14 protein-coding genes are annotated in these 18,567 nt (G+C 53.1%); 8 read left to right on the top strand and 6 right to left on the bottom strand.

The window, feature by feature from the left end; translation table 11 throughout:
* Positions 1-2: 2 nt before the first annotated feature.
* From ACTZWV_RS09765 to ACTZWV_RS09740, 6 genes are all read right to left on the bottom strand, one after another.
* Positions 3-1,334 carry an NAD(P)/FAD-dependent oxidoreductase gene (locus ACTZWV_RS09765; protein WP_444786362.1) on the bottom strand — a complete coding sequence of 444 codons (1,332 nt, stop codon included), beginning with the start codon at positions 1,332-1,334 and terminating at the stop codon, positions 3-5.
* Positions 1,331-2,197, bottom strand: a complete 867-nt coding sequence (locus ACTZWV_RS09760; protein ID WP_444786361.1) for an ABC transporter ATP-binding protein — start codon at positions 2,195-2,197, stop codon at positions 1,331-1,333. Before ACTZWV_RS09760 ends, ACTZWV_RS09765 begins: the two co-directional genes overlap by 4 nt.
* Before the next feature lie 26 nt (positions 2,198-2,223).
* On the bottom strand, positions 2,224-3,210 hold the full coding sequence (locus ACTZWV_RS09755) for an ABC transporter permease (RefSeq protein WP_444786360.1): 987 nt from the start codon (positions 3,208-3,210) through the stop codon (positions 2,224-2,226).
* A 13-nt stretch (positions 3,211-3,223) separates the two neighbouring features.
* Entirely contained in the window at positions 3,224-4,576 is a 1,353-nt protein-coding gene (locus tag ACTZWV_RS09750; RefSeq protein ID WP_444786359.1) for a CmpA/NrtA family ABC transporter substrate-binding protein, read from the bottom strand.
* Between the two features lie 290 nt (positions 4,577-4,866).
* A complete protein-coding gene (locus ACTZWV_RS09745; RefSeq protein ID WP_444786358.1) occupies positions 4,867-6,021 on the bottom strand; it encodes a CmpA/NrtA family ABC transporter substrate-binding protein in 1,155 nt (384 codons plus the stop codon).
* Positions 6,018-6,659: an ANTAR domain-containing response regulator gene (locus ACTZWV_RS09740; RefSeq protein WP_444786357.1), complete on the bottom strand. Its 642-nt coding sequence runs from the start codon at positions 6,657-6,659 to the stop codon at positions 6,018-6,020. Before ACTZWV_RS09740 ends, ACTZWV_RS09745 begins: the two co-directional genes overlap by 4 nt.
* A 335-nt stretch (positions 6,660-6,994) precedes the next feature.
* Here ACTZWV_RS09740 and ACTZWV_RS09735 point away from each other — a divergent pair, with 335 nt between their 5' ends.
* From ACTZWV_RS09735 to ACTZWV_RS09700, 8 genes are all read left to right on the top strand, one after another.
* Positions 6,995-9,739, top strand: coding sequence for a nitrate reductase (locus ACTZWV_RS09735; protein WP_444786356.1), 2,745 nt, complete (start codon positions 6,995-6,997; stop codon positions 9,737-9,739).
* Positions 9,726-10,514: a uroporphyrinogen-III C-methyltransferase gene (gene cobA / locus ACTZWV_RS09730; protein WP_444786355.1), complete on the top strand. Its 789-nt coding sequence runs from the start codon at positions 9,726-9,728 to the stop codon at positions 10,512-10,514. Before ACTZWV_RS09735 ends, cobA begins: the two co-directional genes overlap by 14 nt.
* A 107-nt stretch (positions 10,515-10,621) precedes the next feature.
* Positions 10,622-12,157 (top strand): GNAT family N-acetyltransferase, encoded by a 1,536-nt coding sequence (locus tag ACTZWV_RS09725; protein ID WP_444786354.1) that lies wholly within the window; start codon positions 10,622-10,624, stop codon positions 12,155-12,157.
* A 27-nt stretch (positions 12,158-12,184) separates the two neighbouring features.
* Positions 12,185-12,715, top strand: a complete 531-nt coding sequence (locus tag ACTZWV_RS09720; protein ID WP_444786353.1) for a DinB family protein — start codon at positions 12,185-12,187, stop codon at positions 12,713-12,715.
* Positions 12,716-12,762: 47 nt separating this feature from the next.
* On the top strand, positions 12,763-13,185 hold the full coding sequence (locus tag ACTZWV_RS09715) for a VOC family protein (RefSeq protein WP_444786352.1): 423 nt from the start codon (positions 12,763-12,765) through the stop codon (positions 13,183-13,185).
* A 164-nt stretch (positions 13,186-13,349) separates the two neighbouring features.
* A complete protein-coding gene (gene hemN, locus ACTZWV_RS09710; RefSeq protein ID WP_444786351.1) occupies positions 13,350-14,723 on the top strand; it encodes an oxygen-independent coproporphyrinogen III oxidase in 1,374 nt (457 codons plus the stop codon).
* Positions 14,724-15,011: 288 nt separating this feature from the next.
* The gene (locus ACTZWV_RS09705; RefSeq protein ID WP_444786350.1) at positions 15,012-17,702 is read left to right on the top strand and encodes a TonB-dependent receptor; all 2,691 of its coding nucleotides are present in this window, start codon (positions 15,012-15,014) and stop codon (positions 17,700-17,702) included.
* An 83-nt stretch (positions 17,703-17,785) separates the two neighbouring features.
* A complete protein-coding gene (locus ACTZWV_RS09700; RefSeq protein ID WP_444786349.1) occupies positions 17,786-18,565 on the top strand; it encodes a family 16 glycosylhydrolase in 780 nt (259 codons plus the stop codon).
* Positions 18,566-18,567: the final 2 nt, after the last annotated feature.

The raw sequence follows: 18,567 nt of genomic DNA, 5'->3' as shown, positions 1-18,567 counted from the left end.
TCCTAAGCGGCATCTTGTTGTGGTTCGTTGACAGCGGCGGGCTCTGTCGCGGCACTGCTGACCGGGCCGGGTTCGATTTGGCCAAGCAACAGCGCGCTGCGACAGCCATGATAGGGCTGCTGCTGATTAATCAGCTGGCTGAGTTGTTGGCTCAGGCCGGTATCGCCATACAGCACGGCACCGACTAAGTAAGGCCCGCGCCACCACAGCCGGCGGTATTCATTAAGTTCGCTATCGAGATAATCTGTGCAGCCATCAAAGCTGTCGGCATTGGCACAAAGCGTGGCAATATCGCCACAGGAGCTAAGCGCAATACCGCTTATTTTCAGCTGAGTTGCTGCCTGTTCGCTGCAATAGGGCGCAGGTTTTCCGCACAATGTTTGCGCCAGCTGTGTCGCCTGATCGTTAATTGGCGCTACTAAACCAAAGGTTTCGCCGTTAAGCTCAATACATTCGCCTAACGCATAAATGGCGCTGTCTGAGCTTTGTAAGTTGCGGTTAACGAGGATGCCGCGTTTAACGCTAAGGCCAGATTGCTGTGCCAGGCTGATATTCGGGCGAATGCCCAGTGCCAGCACCACTAAATCGGCTTTAAGCTGCTGACCGCTGGTTAGCGCCACAGACTGCAATTGGCCGCGGCGATAGTTAAGGCTACTGATTTCGCTGTTGGTGATAATATTTAAGCCACGCTGCGTCAGTTGTTGTTGCAGTAAACCGGCGGCGCTGGCATCAAGCTGTCGGTTTAGCAGATAAGCACCGCGCTGCAACAGGCTGACCTGCATGCCGAGTTTACGCAGGCCTTCGGCGGCTTCCAGACCAAGAAAACCACCGCCTACCACCACCGCATGTTGTAATTGCTGGCCAGCCAGGCGCAGCGTGGCTAAATCCTGCCAGTTACGAAAATGGCAAATACCGGGGCGCAAAATCTGGTCGCTATCCCTGGCATTCTCGTTAGCATTCTTGTTGGCCTTCTCGTTGGCATAGCCTGGTGTCAGCGGCAGGGCACCACAGGCCAGCACCAGTTGCCGGTAGCGGCGGTAGCGGCCGTGGCGGCTTACTACTAACTTGCGCTCGCGATCAATCAGCACCACCGCATCGTCGCAAATCAACTCGATATTGTGCTCAGCGTACCAATCCGGGCTTACCAGTTCGGCGGCGCTGTCGGGCAGCTCATTACTTAGCAGACCGGACAGCAGCACACGGTTGTAGGCCGGCTTAGCTTCAGCGCCAAATACCACTATGCTTGATGGCCGGTTCGGCTGTTGCACTAACTCTGTCAGCAAGCGCTGACAGGCCATGCCATTACCGATAATAATCAGCTCTGCTTCTGTCATGCCCGTTTCTCCTTTGCCGTCAGCGCCTCTGATGTATTAACCGCAGCTTTTACCGGCTCAGCTTTAGCTAATACTTCCACTTTGCGCTGCTTTTCATACAAAAAGCTCAGCACTTGGTGGCGGTAATGGTTGTAGGTGGCGCAATCGGCCAGCGCAATGCGGTTGCGCGGCCGCGGCAGCTCAATTTGCAGAACTTCGCCGATGGTGGCCGCCGGGCCGTTGGTCATCATCACGATGCGGTCCGATAACAGCACGGCTTCATCGACATCGTGGGTGATCATAATCACGGTGTTATTCAGCTGTGCCTGAATGTCCATCAGTGAGTCCTGCAAATGGGCACGGGTCAGCGCATCTAAGGCACCGAACGGCTCATCCATCAGCAGTACCTGCGGCTGCATGGCTAAGGCACGGGCAATACCGACCCGTTGCTTCATACCACCGGAAATCTCCGCCGGGCGCTTATCACGGGCATGGCTCATTTGCACCAGCGCCAGGTTATGCTCTATCCAGTCGCGCATTTCTCTTTTGTTTTTCTGGCCGCGAAACACTTGTTTTACCGCCAGCTCAACATTCTGGTACACGCTAAGCCAGGGCAGCAGCGAGTGGTTTTGAAACACCACAGCGCGCTCCGGCCCCGGGGCATTGACTTCTTTTTGGTTTAAAATTACGCCGCCACTGCTTGCCTGCAGCAAACCGGCGACCAGATTCAGTACCGTTGATTTACCGCAGCCGGAGTGGCCAATCAGGCTGATAAATTCGCCTTTGCCAATCTCCAGATTAACGTTTTGCAGGGCAACAAAGGGCCCTTTTGGCGTCGGGAAGCTGATCCCCAGCTGGCTGAGTTCTAAATGTGGTTTTTGCATACATTATCTCCTGGCGCACTGATGTTTTATCTAAGAGTGGCACTTTTATCCCAGTTCACCCGCTGCTGCAGTTGCAGCATCAGCCGATCCAGCGCATAGCCGATTAAGCCAATCACCAGCACAGCCACACAGATGCGGCTGAGCGAGTCGGACGAGCCGTTTTGAAATTCATCCCAGACAAACTTGCCCAGGCCCGGGTTTTGCGCCAGCATCTCGGCGGCGATCAGCACCATCCAGGCAATGCCGAGCGATAAGCGCAGGCCGGTAAAGATCATCGGCACCGCCGAGGGCAGCACAATGCGCCGCACATGAGTTAACCAGTTCAGTTGCAGTACGCGGCTGACGTTTTGTAAATCGGGCGAGATATTACTCACGCCAACAATGGTGTTAAGCAGGGTGGGCCACAAGGAACACAGCGTAACGGTAAATACCGACACCAAAAACGAGCGCGCAAACAGCGGTTGCTCGCTTTGATACAAGGCGCTGACCAAAATGGTCACCAGCGGCAACCAGGCCAGTGGCGATACCGGCTTAAACAGCTGAATAAGCGGGTTAAAGGCGCTGTACAGCCTGGGGCTTAGCCCGATAACAATACCGGCCGGTATTGCCAGTATTGATGCCAATACAAAGCCGGTGAGTACGGTGTAAAGGCTGGTAAAAATCTGGCTGAAAAAGGTCGGCCGGCCGTTATAGGGCCGCACGCTAACCACAGCATCCGGGTTGGCGGCCAGGGTGGCGCTGTTACGCTCAAGCTGGCGCTGAAAAAAAGCTGCCTCACGCACTTTCTCCGCTTTATGCTCAGCCACCAGGCCGGACCATTGCTGTGCTACCTGCAGCGGCCCGGGAAAACTGCCCAGCGAGGTAGTGATCTGACTGGCCAGCAGTTGCCACAGCAAGACAAACACGGCAATACCGGCGGCCGATAACAGGCTTTGTTTCAGCCACTGTGCCAGTTGTTGCTGGCCCGGTAACACGCTTTTAACCCTTGACCATTGCGTTGGAATAGCGCTCATCGTTATGCTCCTGTTAGTCTTTCTGGCCAATGGCAAATTGCTGCAGATAGGCGTTTGGCGCTGTGGCATCAAACTGTTTGCCGTCGATAAAGCGGGTGGCTTCCGGTGACCGGTAGCCGCTTTCCACGCTAAAGTCCGGAAAATCAGCCTCAGTAAGCTTACCTTCAGCAATCAGCGCTTTGGCAGCGCGTTGGTACAGCGCCGGCTGAAACACTTGTTTAGCAATATCCTGATACCAGCTGTCGGGCTTGGCCTCGCTGATTTGGCCCCAGCGCCGCATCTGGCTTAAATACCAGACAGCATCTGAGTAGTAGGGGTAGGTAGCGTGGTAGCGGAAAAACACATTAAAGTCCGGCGTTTCACGGATATCGTCGCGCTCATAGGCAAACACCCCGGTCATGCTGTTGGCAATAACGTTTTCATCGGCACCAACATAAAACGGCTGCGAAATCAGTTTGGCCGCCGCGGCGCGGTTGGCGTTGTTATCGGCATCCAGCCAATGGCCGGCGCGGATCAAGGCTTTAACCAGATGAAAGTGGGTTTCTGGGTAACGCTCAGCCCAGCTTTGGCTAACGCCGAAGATTTTCTCTGCCAGGTTAGTGTGAATATCGTAATTTGTGACTAAGGGCACGCCCAAATCACGCAGTACCGCCTGCTGGTTCCATGGCTCGCCAACGCAGTAACCATCAATGGTACCGGCTTCCATCGTCGCCGGCATTTGCGGTGGCGGCGTTACCGATAACAGTACATCGGCTTTTAGCTGGCCGCTGTTATCGCCGTGCTCTGGCGCGTAAAAGCCCGGATGCACGCCACCGGCAGCCAGCCAGTAACGCAGCTCATAGTTATGGCTCGATACCGGAAATACCATGCCAAATTGCAGCTTTTTACCTTGTTTGGTTTTTGCCGCCAGCGCCGCCTGCAGTGCATCAGCACCAACCGGATAATCCGGTTTACCTGCACTATTACGCGCCACCTGCGGTACTATCTGCTGCCATACGGCGTTGCTAACGGTGCAGGCATTGCCGTTTAAATCCAGCACCAAGGCGGTTTGCATTGCTGCTTGGGTGCCTATGCCGATGCTGGCCGCCAAGGCCTGACCGGCCAGCATATGGGCGCCGTCGAGCTGGCCGTCAATGACGCGGTCCAGCAGCACTTTCCAGTTGGCCTGGGCTTCTAACTGCACATACAGGCCTTCGTCTTCAAAGTAACCGCGCTCCAGCGCTACCGCCAGCGGTGCCATATCGGTCAGCTTAATAAAGCCAAGCTTTAAATCCGGCTTTTCCGGTGCGGCCCATGCCGGCAGGCTAAGGCTTAAGCCGAGGGCCAACAGCAGGCGGGTGCTTTTGTTACGATTCGGCTGTGTCATCTATGCTGTCCTTTTATTATTTAAAAAGCAGGGCGAAAAAAAACGCCATCTGGCTGCACCCTGTTGTGGATACAGCCAGATGGCGCCTTTGCCATTAGCTTGTTAGCTGGTTTTGTCTTTTGGTTGCCTCTTTGCAACCTGTAACTAAAACTAAGCAGCTAGTGTGCCAGTTTTAAAAAGTGTTTACTTTCAGTTGCTTAATATTTTTTGGTAACCTGCGTCAGCTGTGTTCAGGCACAATAACGGTGCAAATTGCACCAGCATGGCTCTTGCTGCCGCTATATAAAAAACTATTGCTGCATACCAAACAGCAAACCATCAATAAAGCGGCTGCCTTCGCCGTTTATGCCGGCACTGCCTTCCAGCCGCCAGTCCTCTGCCGGAGCGTTAAAGCCCAGGCTGGCGGCGACCTGGCGATATAAATCCGGCCGGTATACCTGTTGCAGCAATGGCTGATTAAGCGGCCCCTGCCACTGCTGCAGGTTGCGCATTTGCTGCAATATAAAAGCACCCTGCGAGCGCCACGGCATATTAAGCGCCGGGCCAAAAAAGGCTTGCGCTACCGCCAGATTAAATAGGTTTGTGCTGTTCAGGCCACTGTCTGCCAACGCTAAATACTGCGGTTGCGCCAACCAGTGCCATAGCTGCGCAGTTTTATCGCTATTGCTTTGGATGTCGCTTAACCAGTGGCTGGCTTGTAATAGTGCAGTAAGCAAGGCCAGATAACACTGCGGTTTGCTGTCGGCAAACTGCTGGCTGACGGCAAATACTTTTTCCTGCCAGTTGTGCCACAGCTGATCACAGCTGGTAACAATGCTGCCGTGGCCGCTTAATTGCGCCAGGCTGCTCCACGGCTCGCCGACACAAAAGCCGTCAATCGCGCCGCTGGCCAGTTGTGCCGTCATCGCCGCCGGGGCCACGCCTATCACCTCTACCTGGCGGGCGCTGATGCCGGCGGTGCTTAACCAGTAATGCAGCTGGTAATGATGACAGGAATAAGGCGATACGGTAGCCAGGCGCAGCGGTGGTTGCGAGCGTTTCTGCTGTGATTGTTGCAACAGATAATGCTGCAGCGCTTTACCACTGGCCAGCGGGCAGGGCAGCTTGGCCGGGTCCAGATCCAGCTGTTGCAACAGGCGGCTGGACAGCGTGATGGCGTTGCCACCACTGCTTAGCACCAGTGCTGTGGTCATCGGCACCGCTGCGGCGCCCAAGCCTAAGCTGGAGGCCAGCGGCAGTGGGGCTATCATCTGGGCGCCATCCAGCACGCCAAAGGCGACTTTATCGCGGATACTGGCCCAGGACGCTTCGCGTTGCAGCGACACCTTCAGCCCTTGGGCGGCAAACAGCCCCAGCTCTTGCGCCACTATTAACGGTGCGGCGTCCAGCAGCGGCACAAAGCCCAGCGTAAGTGTTTGTTGTCCTGTCTGATAAAGCCTGGTCATAGTGCCTCCAGAATAGCGATCACATCTTTGGCGACGTCGGCCATTTTTTGTTGCCGGTCCATCGCCAGCTTACGCAGAGTGCTAAAGGCTTTGGCTTCGTCCATCTGCTGCTTTTTCATCAGCAAACGCTTGGCTTTATCGATGAATTGCTGCTCTGCTAATTGGTTCTGGCTGCTATGCAGCTGCTGGCGCAACTGCTGAAACTCATTAAAACGTGCCACAGCGACATCAATAATCGGCTTTACCCGTTTTGCCGTTAAGCCATCAACAATGTAAGCGCTGACGCCGGCCTGGATCGCCAGTTTAATGCTGTCGGCGCTGTCGGGATTGTCATTCGGCCCGGCAAAAAACACTATAGGCCTTGGGTTATGCTGGCTTATTACCGTCATATGCTCCAGCGTATCGCGATCGGGCGAGTCCATGTCAATAATAATAATATCCGGCTGCACCCGCTCGACGTGATAGCGCAGCGCAGCGGTGCTGGTTAGCCGGCATACTACCTGATAGCCATGCTGTGCCAATGCCTGCTCTACCAGCAGGGCGCGGTCGGTTTCATCATCTACCAGCATCACTGATAACGGCGTTTTATCCACTGTACTGCTGTCTGCCATTGGGTTGTTGTAACGTCTATGTAGCAAGAGCTGTTCCAGCGCACTGCATTTAGCGCCATGGCTGGGCTGGCACCGGCATAACTCATTCTGGCGGCATAAATAAAGTGGTTGAAATGCCCTTATTTGGTGCAGCTTGCACTGTGCTAAGGCGCAACGGGCGGGCGCTGCAACGGTGATTTTTTAGTAACGTATTGATAATAAATAAAGTTACGGATTGGCATCGTGCTTGCAAATCGTTAGGTGCACTAAGATGTAAGAACAAAGCAAAAGTTTCACGAGCAATGGCGCTCGCTATGTTATCCGGTTGTCCGGCTAACGTAGCGGGCGTTTTTTTTCGCCTTTTTCGGAGATGGCCCAAACGCATGAGTGACATTCTAACGACCTGCCCCTATTGCGGCGTCGGCTGTGGTATCCGCGCCAGCGCGGCAACTGAGGGCCCGGAGCAGACTCCGACTGTTCGGGGTGATAGCAGCCATCCGGCGAATTTCGGCCGGCTTTGTGTCAAAGGCAGTGCGCTTGGGCAAACGTTGTCTGCTGAGGGCCGCTTATTGCAGCCACAGCTTAACGGTGCTGACTGCGACTGGCCAACGGCGATTAACGCTGTGGCACAGGGCTTACAGCAAACCATAGCTGAGCATGGCCCGGGCGCCGTGGCGATGTATTTATCCGGCCAGTTGCTGACAGAAGATTACTATGTCGCCAATAAGCTGATGAAAGGCTTTATCGGCAGTGCGCATGTCGATACCAATTCACGCTTATGTATGGCATCGACCGTGGCCGGGCATAAACGCGCCTTTGGTGCCGATGTAGTACCCGGCTGCTATGACGATATTGAACAGGCGCGGTTGTTTGTGCTGGTGGGCGCCAATATGGCGTGGAACCATCCGGTGTTATTTGGCCGCATTCAGGCGGTACTGCAAGCCAACCCGGAGGCTAAGTTAGTAGTAATTGACCCGCGGCGCAGTGCCAGCTGTGAAGCGGCACAACTGCATCTTAAACTGCGCCCGGGCAGCGATGTACTGCTGTTTAATGGCCTACTCAGCTTTCTGGCCGAACAGGGCAAGCTTGATCATCGTTTTATCAATTTACATACCGATGGTTTTGCCCGGGCCTTAGCCAGTGCGCAGCTGCAAGCAGCGACAGTGGAGCAGGTGGCCATTGGCTGTGATTTACCCTCAGAGCAGGTGTTGCAGTTTTACCGCTGGTTTGCTGCAGAAGCGCTTAGCCTGACATTATTCTCGCAGGGGGTGAATCAGGCAGTCGATGGCACCGATAAAGTCAATGCCATTATCAACTGCCATCTGGCCAGCGGCCGCATTGGTAAGCCAGGCTGTGGCCCGTTTTCGCTGACCGGTCAGCCCAATGCCATGGGCGGGCGCGAGGTAGGCGGCCTGGCCAATCAGTTGGCGGCGCATATCGATTACAGTGATAAAGCGCAGCAAGCCCTGGTTGGCCGGTTCTGGCAGGCGCCAAGGCTGGTGACCAGGCCCGGCTATAAAGCGGTTGAGCTGTTTGATGCCATTGCGCGCGGTGAGATAAAAGCGCTGTGGGTAATGGCGACCAATCCGCTGGTCAGTATGCCACAGGCCGACAAGGTAAAAGCGGCGCTGGCCGGGTGCCCGCTGGTTATCGTCAGCGATATTTATCAGCATACCGATACGCTGGATGTCGCCGGCATTAAACTGCCGGCTTTGGGCTGGGGCGAGAAAGACGGCACAGTAACTAATTCTGAGCGGCGTATTTCGCGCCAGCGGGCGTTATCTCCGCCACCTGGTCAGGCTAAAGCCGACTGGCAGATTATCTGTGAGGTTGCTAAAGCCATGGGCTTTGACCAGGGCTTTAACTTTAGCAACGCGGCAGAGATTTTTGCCGAGCATGCCGCGTTGTCCGGTTATCAAAATAGCGGTGAACGTGCTTTTAATATCTCGGTGCTGGCGCAACTTAGCGCTGAGCAGTACCACCAACTTGCACCTATCCAGTGGCCGGTAACCGATACCAGGCCACAGGGTACGGCGCGTTTATTTGCCGATGGCAAATTCTTTACCGCTAATGGCCGCGCGCAGTTTATTGCTGTGCACCAGCGTGCGTTTAACGAGGCAGCGCCGGCCACACCCTTATGGCTCAACAGCGGCCGCTTGCGCGACCAATGGCATAGCATGACCCGCACCGGAGAGGTCGCCAGCTTAATGCAGCACAGGCCTGAGCCTTTTGTTAGCCTGCACCCCGCTGATGCTGCCTTATATGGCATCAGTGAGGGCGAGCTGGTGCAATTGAGTAACGCCAGCGGCCGCTTGCTGCTGCGCGTTGATATCAGCGATAACCAGCGCCCGGGCGAGCTGTTTATACCGATGCACTGGAGCGCACAGTTTGCCAGCCGGGCCCGCGCTGACGTGTTGTTTGCTGCCGATACGGACCCTATCTCCGGCCAGCCGGCATTAAAACTCAGCCAGGTGGCACTGCGCCGTTTTACGCCAAAGTGGCAGGCCTTGCTACTGACTAAGCAGCCGTTAACGGCGCTGCAACTGCAGTTATTTAATCAGCATTATTTGGCGCGGGTACCGCTGGCGGACTGCCAGAGTTACCGGCTTGGCTTAACGGAGGCACTTGGCCCGCAGCAGCTGTTACAGCAACTGCAGTTAACGCCAACCTTGTCGTGCCGCGATAGCCAACAAGACCAACAAGGCCTGCAAAGCCAATTAACGGGCTATCGCGCAGCGGCTATTGAGGACAACCAATTGCAATGGTTGTTGCTGGCCGGTACTGAATTAGCGGCTGCCGATCAGGTTTGGCTGAACCGGCAATTTATTGCGCCGTTAAGCGTTGACAGCCGCCGGCAATTGCTCAGTGCTCAGGCCGGGCAAGGTAAAACGTTGGACAACAGTGCGCTGATTTGCAGCTGCTTTAATGTGCGCAGCCAGGCGATATGCCGGGCGATAAATAACGGCGCCGACAGCACAGCCAAGCTGGGTAAGCAGCTGCAGTGCGGTACTAACTGCGGCTCCTGTTTACCGGAGCTGAGTGCCTTGTTGTTGCAGCAAAAAGCTTTAACCCGGCAACAAACTTTGACACAGCAAAAAAGTGAGGAGCTTAGTGATGTCAGCAATTAACAGTATCCGTTATAGCGGCGAAGTGGCGCTGGTGGGCGCAGGCCCGGGCGCAGCCGATTTACTTACTCTGCGTGCGCTTAAGCTTATTCAGCAAGCCGGTGCCGTGGTATATGACCGCTTGGTAAGCGAAGAGGTGTTGGCGCTTATTCCGGCCGGATGTCCGTGCTTTGATGTCGGTAAAAGCCGTGGCCGCCACAGTGTGTCGCAGGCAGAAATCGGCGCCTTGTTAGTACAACTGGCGCAGCAGGGCTTAAAAGTAGTGCGGTTAAAAGGCGGTGACCCGGCTATTTTCGGCCGGCTGGCCGAAGAGCTGGATGCGCTGGATCACGCTGGTGTCAACTGGCAAATAGTGCCCGGCATCAGTGCGGCTTCAGGCTGTGCGGCGGCTACCGGCATACCGCTGACCGAACGCGGTATTGCCCAACAATTGCGCTTTATCAGCGCGGTAGATAAAAACAGCGACACGGCACAAGACTGGGCCAGCCTGGCCAAACCCGGCCAAACGCTGGTGTTTTATATGGGGCTGAGCGCCCTTAGCGAAATAAGCCGACAGCTGATAGCGCATGGCCTGAGTGCCGACTGGCCGCTGCTGTTGGTTGAAAACGGCAGCCGGCCCGGACAGCGCCAGTTGTTAACTACGCTGGCCGATGCCGCCACTGCAGCACAAAGCATGGCGTTGCAGTCACCGTGCTTAATCCTGGTGGGTGAGGTGGTGCGGCGCCAGCGCCGGACGGCACAGCTGATGGTGGCTGTAAGGGAGCATTTGGCGGCGTAGCGCTATATAAGTGCGGCTATACACCGGTTTTGCGCGGTGGCTTAACTTCTGTCAGCGGCGGCCTGATGTGTTAACCTTAAGGTATCATTGATACTGCAGGAGACATCATGGAAGCGAATCATGTGGAAGTGCGCCACCTTACCCGCAAGGATATGACAGAACTGCGCGAAGCTTCAGAGCAGGTATATCAGGCCGGGCCTCTGCTTACCTGGACCGAGCCGGTGGTAAATACCTTGTTAACCAAATTTCCCGATGGCCAGCTTTGCGTTTGTGTTGACGGCAAGGTAGTCGGCTGTGCCTTTTCGCTTATTATCGATTACAGCAAATTCAGTGACGAGCACACCTACGATCAAATCGTTACCGGTTATTCGTTTGCTAACCATGATCCCAACGGCGATGTGTTGTACGGCATAGAGGTGTTTATTCACCCGGATTACCGTGGCATGCGCCTGGCGCGCCGGCTGTATGATGCCCGCAAAGAGCTGTGCGAAAACCTGAATTTACGCGCCATTATGGCCGGCGGCCGCATGCCGAACTATAACCAGCACGCAGACACGCTAAGCGCCAAGCAATATATTGAAAAGGTTAAAGGCAAAGAAGTGCATGACCCGGTGCTGAGCTTTCAGCTGGCTAACGGTTTTCATGTACGCAAATTACTCAAAGGCTATTTGCGTGGCGATACTGAATCGCAGGAATATGCCACCTTGATCGAATGGGCCAATATCTATTACACCAAGTCGGTAAAACTGATTAATGCGCCCAAAGCCGAAGTACGGCTGGGGCTGGTGCAGTGGCAAATGCGCAGCATGGCCGGCATTGAGCAGCTATTTGAGCAGATGGAGTTTTTTGTTGATGCGGTGTCGGATTACAAAAGCGACTTTATTCTGTTTCCCGAGCTGTTTGCCGCGCCGTTAATGGCACATTACAACCATTTAAGTGTCACCGAAAGCATCCGTCAACTGGCAAAATACACTGAAACCATTCGTGATAAGTTTGTTGAATTTGCCATCTCCTACAACATTAATATTATTACCGGCAGCATGCCGTACCTGATAGACGGCAAGCTGTATAACAGCGGCTTTTTATGCCGCCGTGACGGCAGCTGGGAGCAGTACGATAAGGTACACGTTACTCCGGCAGAAAAACGCAACTGGGCCATGAGTGGCGGTAACCGGGTCGAAGTGTTTGACACCGACTGCGGCAAAATCGGCATTATGATTTGCTACGATGTGGAGTTTCCGGAATATGCGCGGCTGTTATCCGATCAGGGCATGAATATTTTGTTTGTGCCGTTTTTAACCGACACGCAAAACGGCTACACCCGGGTACGGCACTGCGCCATGGCACGAGCCATTGAAAACGAATGTTATGTCGCTATTGCCGGTGCGGTAGGTAACCTGGCGCGGGTCAATAATATGGATATTCAGTATGCGCAGTCGGCACTGTTTACACCGTCGGATTTCGCCTTTCCTACCACCGGTATTAAAGCTGAAGCCACGCCCAACTCAGAGATGCTGCTGATTGTTGATGTTGACCTGGATGCACTAAAAGAGCTGCACAGCCATGGCAGTGTGCATACCATGAAAGACCGGCGCCATGATGTGTATCAGTTATCGCTGGTAAAACCGCTGAATAAAAAATGATGCCGGAACCAGCAAGAGGAGGCAATAATGGGCACACATCAGCAGCAAATGCAGGGCTTTGCCAAATATAACTGTGAGTTTAATGCCAGGTTGTTCGCGCTGGTGGCGGGTTTAAGCGATAAAGAGCGCAAAAAAGATCTGGGCGCGTTTTTTGGCTCTGTCCACGGCACGCTTAATCATATTCTGCTGGCCGACCGCATCTGGCTTGGCCGCTTTGCCAACGCCTTGCCTGCTATGGCGTCTTTGCAGCAGGCGCAATTGGTGCAGCAGTTTGCTTCACTGCGCGATGAGCTGTATGCCGACTTTACTGAACTTAGCGCACAAAGGCTGGCGACCGACAAGGTGATAACGCAGTTTGCCGATGAGCTAACCGATGTACAGCTTGCCGGCACAATGAAGTACAGCAATTCGCAGGGCCAATTGCGCGAACATCCCACTTGGGTGGCCGTAGCGCATATGTTTAATCACCAAACCCACCACCGTGGCCAGCTAACCACGCTATTGCACCAGCTTGGCCATGACGTTGGTGTAACCGATTTTGTCGCTTATGTACCATAAAAGGTAACAGTAAAGATGCAAAAGCTGTGCTCTGGCGGTTAGTTTAAATGAAAGCCCGAATTTCCGTTATAACCCTTGGCGTGGCTGATTTAGCGCGCGCCGTGCATTTTTATCGCGATGGCCTCGGCCTGCCAACTGAAGGTATAGTCGGCACCGAATTTGAAAACGGAGCGGTGGCGTTTTTTGATTTAGCCGCCGGCCTGAAGCTGGCGCTGTGGCCAACAAGCAGCCTGGCACATGATACCGGCCTGGCGTTCAGCAGCCACGGCTCAGGTGTGTCAATTGGCCACAATGTGATGTCAAAGGCAGAAGTTGACGAGGTCATGGCAGAGGCCGGCGCAGCCGGTGCAGCAATAGTAAAACCGGCAAAAGATACCTTTTGGGGCGGCTATGCCGGTTATTTTCAAGACCCGGACGGACATTTATGGGAAGTAGTGTGGAACCCGCAATTGTTACCAGAGGTAGAGTAAAACCGGCTGTGCCGCTTGCAGCAATATATCGCTACTCAGCATTGGCAGCAGTTTACAGGCTGCACCTATATCAACGTTAGCTGCGGCAGATCAAAGTTACCCCGGCGAAATGACTCTATACTGGCGCTTCGCACCCTAAGCTAAGCGTAATTACAGAGGTAAAAATGGCGCCGGATCTAAACAAGCTGCAGTGGGACCCACAGTTAATTCGCAAGTACAATATTAACGGCCCGCGTTATACCTCTTACCCCACAGCGCTGGCGCTGAGTACTGACTTTGAGCACGGGCTGATCCAAAGCGCAATCAGCCAAAGCCCGGACGAGCTTAGTCTGTACCTGCATATCCCGTTTTGCCATAAGCTGTGCTACTACTGTGGCTGTAACAAAGTGATTACCCGGCACCAGCATAAAGCCGATACCTATCTTGATGCCTTAGCCAAAGAGATGGCGCTGTATGCGCCACTGCTGGACAGTAAACGTATTAATCAGCTGCACTTGGGCGGTGGTACCCCAACTTTTTTGACTGAAGTGCAACTTAGCCGCTTAATGGCGCTGTTGCATAAGTTTTTTACGATTAATGCTGATGCCGAAATCAGTATTGAAATAGACCCGCGCAGCTGCAGCGATGACAAATTGCGGCATTTGCGCACTTTAGGCTTTAACCGCGTGAGCTTTGGCGTGCAGGATTTAGATGAAAAAGTGCAAATTGCTATTAACCGCGTGCAGGATACTGACCTTATTCGTCACCAGGTAGCGCTTAGCCGCGAGCTGGGTTTCAGCTCGATTAATCTGGATTTAATCTACGGCTTGCCATTTCAGCAGCCGGCCAGTTTTAGTGAAACGGTAGATGAAATTATCCGCCTTAACCCGCAGCGTATTTCGCTGTTTAGCTATGCGCATATTCCTGAGCGCTTTGCTGCCCAGCGTAAAATTGCCGATAGCAGCCTGCCGGATGCGCCGTTAAAGCTGGAGTTAATGCAGCTGGCGATTGACCATTTTGTTGCTGCCGGTTATCAGTTTATTGGTATGGACCATTTTGCCAGGCCGGATGATGCGCTGGCAAAAGCCCAGCAAAGCGGCAAGCTGCAGCGTAATTTTCAGGGCTATACCACAGCCGGCCAGGATGCGTTGATTGGCTTGGGCGTATCCAGTATCAGCCAGGTAAGCGGTGTGCTGTGGCAAAACAGCAAAGATTTGCCGGATTACTACCGCGCTATTAACGCCGGGCAATTACCGGTTGAGCGCGGTTTTAGCTTAAATGCCGATGACAAACTACGGGCGGCACTGATCAGCCAGCTAATCTGCCATTTTCAGCTGGATACAGAGGTATTCAGCAGCAAATGGCGCATCACTGGTTTTTGGCAATATTTTGCTGAAGCGTTACAGCGCTTGCAGCCGTTTATGGAAGACGGTTTGGTTGAGGTATACGCCGAACGCATCAAAGTAACCGACGCCGGCCGGCTGTGGGTACGCAGCATCTGCGCCTGCTTTGATGCCTACTTAAACCAGGGCCAGCAGCGTTACTCCAAAGTGGTGTAGCTGCGTGAAACCCGATGCTGCCCGCTGAAACTATTGCTTTACTGCATCGGTTAAAATATAAAAACACCGCTCAAAGAGCGGTGTTTTTATATGAACTTACTGCTGCGTCCCGCTGGCCCTGAAACACCCTCTTCCCACAACAGAAATATCGGCTTGTATTATCAGAGGTTCGCTTTACCGAAATGATATAGCCTTCGCTTGGATGACCAGACTAGAGTGCTTAAAAAAATAACAACAGCAGGGTAGTTGTGCCTGCAAAAAACTAAGTACGTCCGGGGAGGATAAGATATGCAAAAGCTTAATACGATAACCATGGCCATTATAATGGCTTTTTCATTGCCGCTCTCTGCACAGGAAACTGAGCAGGCATCGGATGATGCAGCAAAACAAGCATCAGCAAAAAATAACACTGCAATCGAAGTGATTTCGGTTACTGCCACCAAGCGTAAGACGCGGTTGATGGAAACGCCTGTTGCTATATCCGCGTTAAGTGAAGCGCAGCTGCGGCAAAGCGGGGTTAATAACGTAAAAGATATCGCCGACTTAGTGCCGGGGCTGGATATTTCAACGGCGACCGATCAGGCGGCGCCGGTTATTTCTATGCGGGGTGTGCGCTCTACCAATATTACTGAGCTGGGTGACCCTGCCGTTGGCGTGCATTTAGATGGCATTTACTCGCCGCGGATGCAGGGCGCTTTGGCACTGATGTACGATGTAGAGCGGGTTGAAGCGCTACGTGGACCCCAGGGCACCTTGTTTGGCCGTAACTCCACCGTTGGCAGTATCAACGTTATTTCAGCCAAACCCGACTTTACCGGTTTTGCCGGTAATATAAATGCCGAAGCGGGCAGATTTAACAGCAAAAATCTCGGCGGTTTTATCAATATTCCGCTAAATGACGAGTTTGCTGTACGGATTGCAGCAAAAGGGCTGAAACGCGACTCTTACCTCGAAGGCTACTGGGATCCGAACCAGTACGATACACGCCGCCTTAGCGAAGACGTACTAAACGCCCCGGTGATTTCTGAAGACTCTTACCAGGGCATTGGCTCTACCGTAACACAGCGCGAAAACTGGTGGATAGACGGTGCCGGTACCGACCCGGAGGCACAGCGGGTGCGGGCGCTTACGCCGGCCAATAAGAAAGACTTTTATAATAATGCCAATGAGCACTCGTTTCGCATCAGCACATTGTGGCAACCTGCACATGGGCTATTCAGCAACCATACCGTGTTTCAGCAATATGTGAACAACAGTGCCGGCACGCTGGATTTGGTTAACTGCGACCAGCTGCGCGGCCGGCCTGACGAATATGGCGGCGATTGCTCATCGTTTTTACCCAGCGATAATACCTACCAGGCGGTGGTTAACGTACCGGGTGAGCTGAACCTGGATATTACTTATCTGCGCAATACATTGAACTACAGCCTTAGTGATGAATTAAGCCTGGTATGGCAAGTGGGCTATGAGGACATGGACAGATCATCCGCCCAGGACAGTGAAACCGGCCTTGATCCCTGGGATGGCGCCATCTATTTCCTCAAAGGTACCGGTGCGACTTCTTATTCGACAGAAATTCAGCTGCAGTCTGACGAATTTGGCGATCTGGTCTGGATAACCGGCGTGAATTACTTCTATGAAAAAACGACGACATTGGGCTATTACGACAACCCAATGGATGACAAAGCATTTTGGGACCAGCCGGACCGCTCTACCAAAGCTTATGCGCTGTTTGGCCAGGCCACCTACAATATTACCGATGACTTGCACGCCACCTTTGGCTACCGCTACAGCCACGAGACCAAGCAGGACAAAGGCGGCCGTACTTATCGCTGCTCGAATGCCGATGGTTGTGCGCCGGGCTGGTTAAATCGCAGCGTACTTAATGCGTTGCCGGTGGATTATTTTAACGACCCGGCGCTGTATGCATCTTACTTTGCCAATGACAATAAAGGCCAGTGGCATAATCACGACTTCAGAATTGGCTTGGATTACAACCTGAGCCAGGACACCATGTTGTACAGCTATCTGGCATCAGGCTTTAAAGCCGGTGGTATTGGTGACGTATTCGAAGTGGTGAACGACAGAACCGGTGAGGTTAACCGCTTTGAAACCCAGTTTGATCCGGAAAAAGTGCTGACGTTAGAACTGGGCGCTAAATCAAGTTTTCTGAATAACTCACTGAACCTGCAAGCGGCGTTTTTCTACACCGATTATACCGATATGCAGTATGCCTCTGTCGGTTCAATTGGTAATGTTGAGCGTTTATCGCCGGTAGAAGATGAGAACGGCGCGCCAATTCTGGATGAAAACGGCATGCCGGTGCTGGATTTCCAGAACCAACCGGTCATTGCCTACTATACGCAAAACGTGCCGGGCTCAACTATTAAAGGCGTTGAGTTTGAATTTGACTGGAAGCCATACCAGAATGGCCGTATCACTGGCTATGCTACCTGGACCCACGCCCGTGTGACAAAAGACTGGCTCACCAAGTGGGATTACGATCCTGAATACTTGTTTAATTTATCCTATGAAGAATCAATCGATCCGGAAAATACCCTGCTGACTACCAATCTCAAGGGCAATGATCTGGCGATGACGCCCCGGTTTACCGCTAATGTCAGCTATACCCACAGCTTTGATTTAGGCCGCTTTGGCTATGTACACAGCTGGTTTAATTTAAGCTGGAAAGATAAATCCTACACCACCATCTGGAACCTGGATAAGCATCTGGATGACATGGACTTTGCGGTAAGCGATGAAGCGGCGCAGTACATTACCGATAAACGTGACGCCTATACCATGGTTAATGCCTCATTGAAATATGAACCGCAAAGCCAGGCCTGGTACGCCGAAGTGTTTGTTAATAATGCCACCGATGAAATGGTGCAGTACTGGAACAACACCAGCAAAGGCTTTAGCAAAGGCAGCTTTGGTATGCCGCGTTACTACGGGATCAGAGCCGGTTTTAATTTCTAAGCTAAGCATCTGCTAACTATGCGCCCAAACCAGTCTGTTATATGGCTTGGGCGCAATATCTTGTGTACCGACAGGACATCACTATGAACAGTATACTTAAGCCCGTTATATTTGCGGCAACCTGCCTTTGCAGTACTACTACTGTGCAGGCAGAGTACTTTAAAGATGATTTCAGCTGGGGCTTTAACAACAGTATATGGTCAGCCAGAAGTGGTAATAACGGCTCGCCTTTTGGTTGTACCTTCACCCCTGGCATGATTTCACCCGGCTCGCATGGTATTACGCTGGCACTAAATCAGGGCAGTTGCGCAGAGCTGCAAAGCCGCAACAGTTATCGCTACGGCAAAGTACAAGGTGCGCTAAGAACCGGCAATACGCCCGGCACCGTGGCGTCTATTTTTACCTATACCTCTTGGTGGGACGCGCCCGGCCGGGCCTGGCAGGAAATTGATATTGAATTTCTGCCCTCGCTTGGCAATGTGGTGCATACCAATGTGATTTATCAGCCTCAGGGCGGTACCTATCAAAGCTGGGAGCAGGACATTGACCTTGGCCAGTACGGGCTGAATATTCAGCAAAACCTGCTGAGCATCGGCTTTGACTGGAGTGAAAACCAAATCCGCTGGTATGTATTTGATGCGGCGGGTAATGAGCAAACTATCCGAACGGTCTATAAAGATAATGGCGATGGTTATCTGGCCGCTGATGAAATACCGGCCTATGCCTGGCCGGTAGATAACACCAAAATTATGCTTAACCACTGGCACGGTGACAACTCGCAAGACGGCTTTTACTTTCCAGGCCAGTACTTTGGCGGCGATGCCTGGGCCTATTACGACTTCATTGAATATATTCCCCATTAAAG

The organism is Rheinheimera sp. NSM (assembly GCF_052380015.1).
Taxonomy (GTDB): Bacteria; Pseudomonadota; Gammaproteobacteria; order Enterobacterales; family Alteromonadaceae; genus Alishewanella.
The sequence above is the reverse complement of the archived record's forward strand: the minus strand, read 5'-3'. Positions and strand labels throughout refer to the sequence as shown.

Coding starts and splice junctions, on each gene's coding strand:
- cobA (WP_444786355.1), top strand. CDS start 9,726: ATGTCAGCAATTAACAGTATCCGTTATAGCGGCGAAGTGGCGCTGGTG.
- ACTZWV_RS09735 (WP_444786356.1), top strand. CDS start 6,995: ATGAGTGACATTCTAACGACCTGCCCCTATTGCGGCGTCGGCTGTGGT.
- ACTZWV_RS09755 (WP_444786360.1), bottom strand. CDS start 3,210: ATGAGCGCTATTCCAACGCAATGGTCAAGGGTTAAAAGCGTGTTACCG.
- ACTZWV_RS09765 (WP_444786362.1), bottom strand. CDS start 1,334: ATGACAGAAGCAGAGCTGATTATTATCGGTAATGGCATGGCCTGTCAG.
- ACTZWV_RS09750 (WP_444786359.1), bottom strand. CDS start 4,576: ATGACACAGCCGAATCGTAACAAAAGCACCCGCCTGCTGTTGGCCCTC.
- ACTZWV_RS09700 (WP_444786349.1), top strand. CDS start 17,786: ATGAACAGTATACTTAAGCCCGTTATATTTGCGGCAACCTGCCTTTGC.
- ACTZWV_RS09715 (WP_444786352.1), top strand. CDS start 12,763: ATGAAAGCCCGAATTTCCGTTATAACCCTTGGCGTGGCTGATTTAGCG.
- ACTZWV_RS09760 (WP_444786361.1), bottom strand. CDS start 2,197: ATGCAAAAACCACATTTAGAACTCAGCCAGCTGGGGATCAGCTTCCCG.
- hemN (WP_444786351.1), top strand. CDS start 13,350: ATGGCGCCGGATCTAAACAAGCTGCAGTGGGACCCACAGTTAATTCGC.
- ACTZWV_RS09705 (WP_444786350.1), top strand. CDS start 15,012: ATGCAAAAGCTTAATACGATAACCATGGCCATTATAATGGCTTTTTCA.
- ACTZWV_RS09720 (WP_444786353.1), top strand. CDS start 12,185: ATGGGCACACATCAGCAGCAAATGCAGGGCTTTGCCAAATATAACTGT.
- ACTZWV_RS09745 (WP_444786358.1), bottom strand. CDS start 6,021: ATGACCAGGCTTTATCAGACAGGACAACAAACACTTACGCTGGGCTTT.
- ACTZWV_RS09725 (WP_444786354.1), top strand. CDS start 10,622: ATGGAAGCGAATCATGTGGAAGTGCGCCACCTTACCCGCAAGGATATG.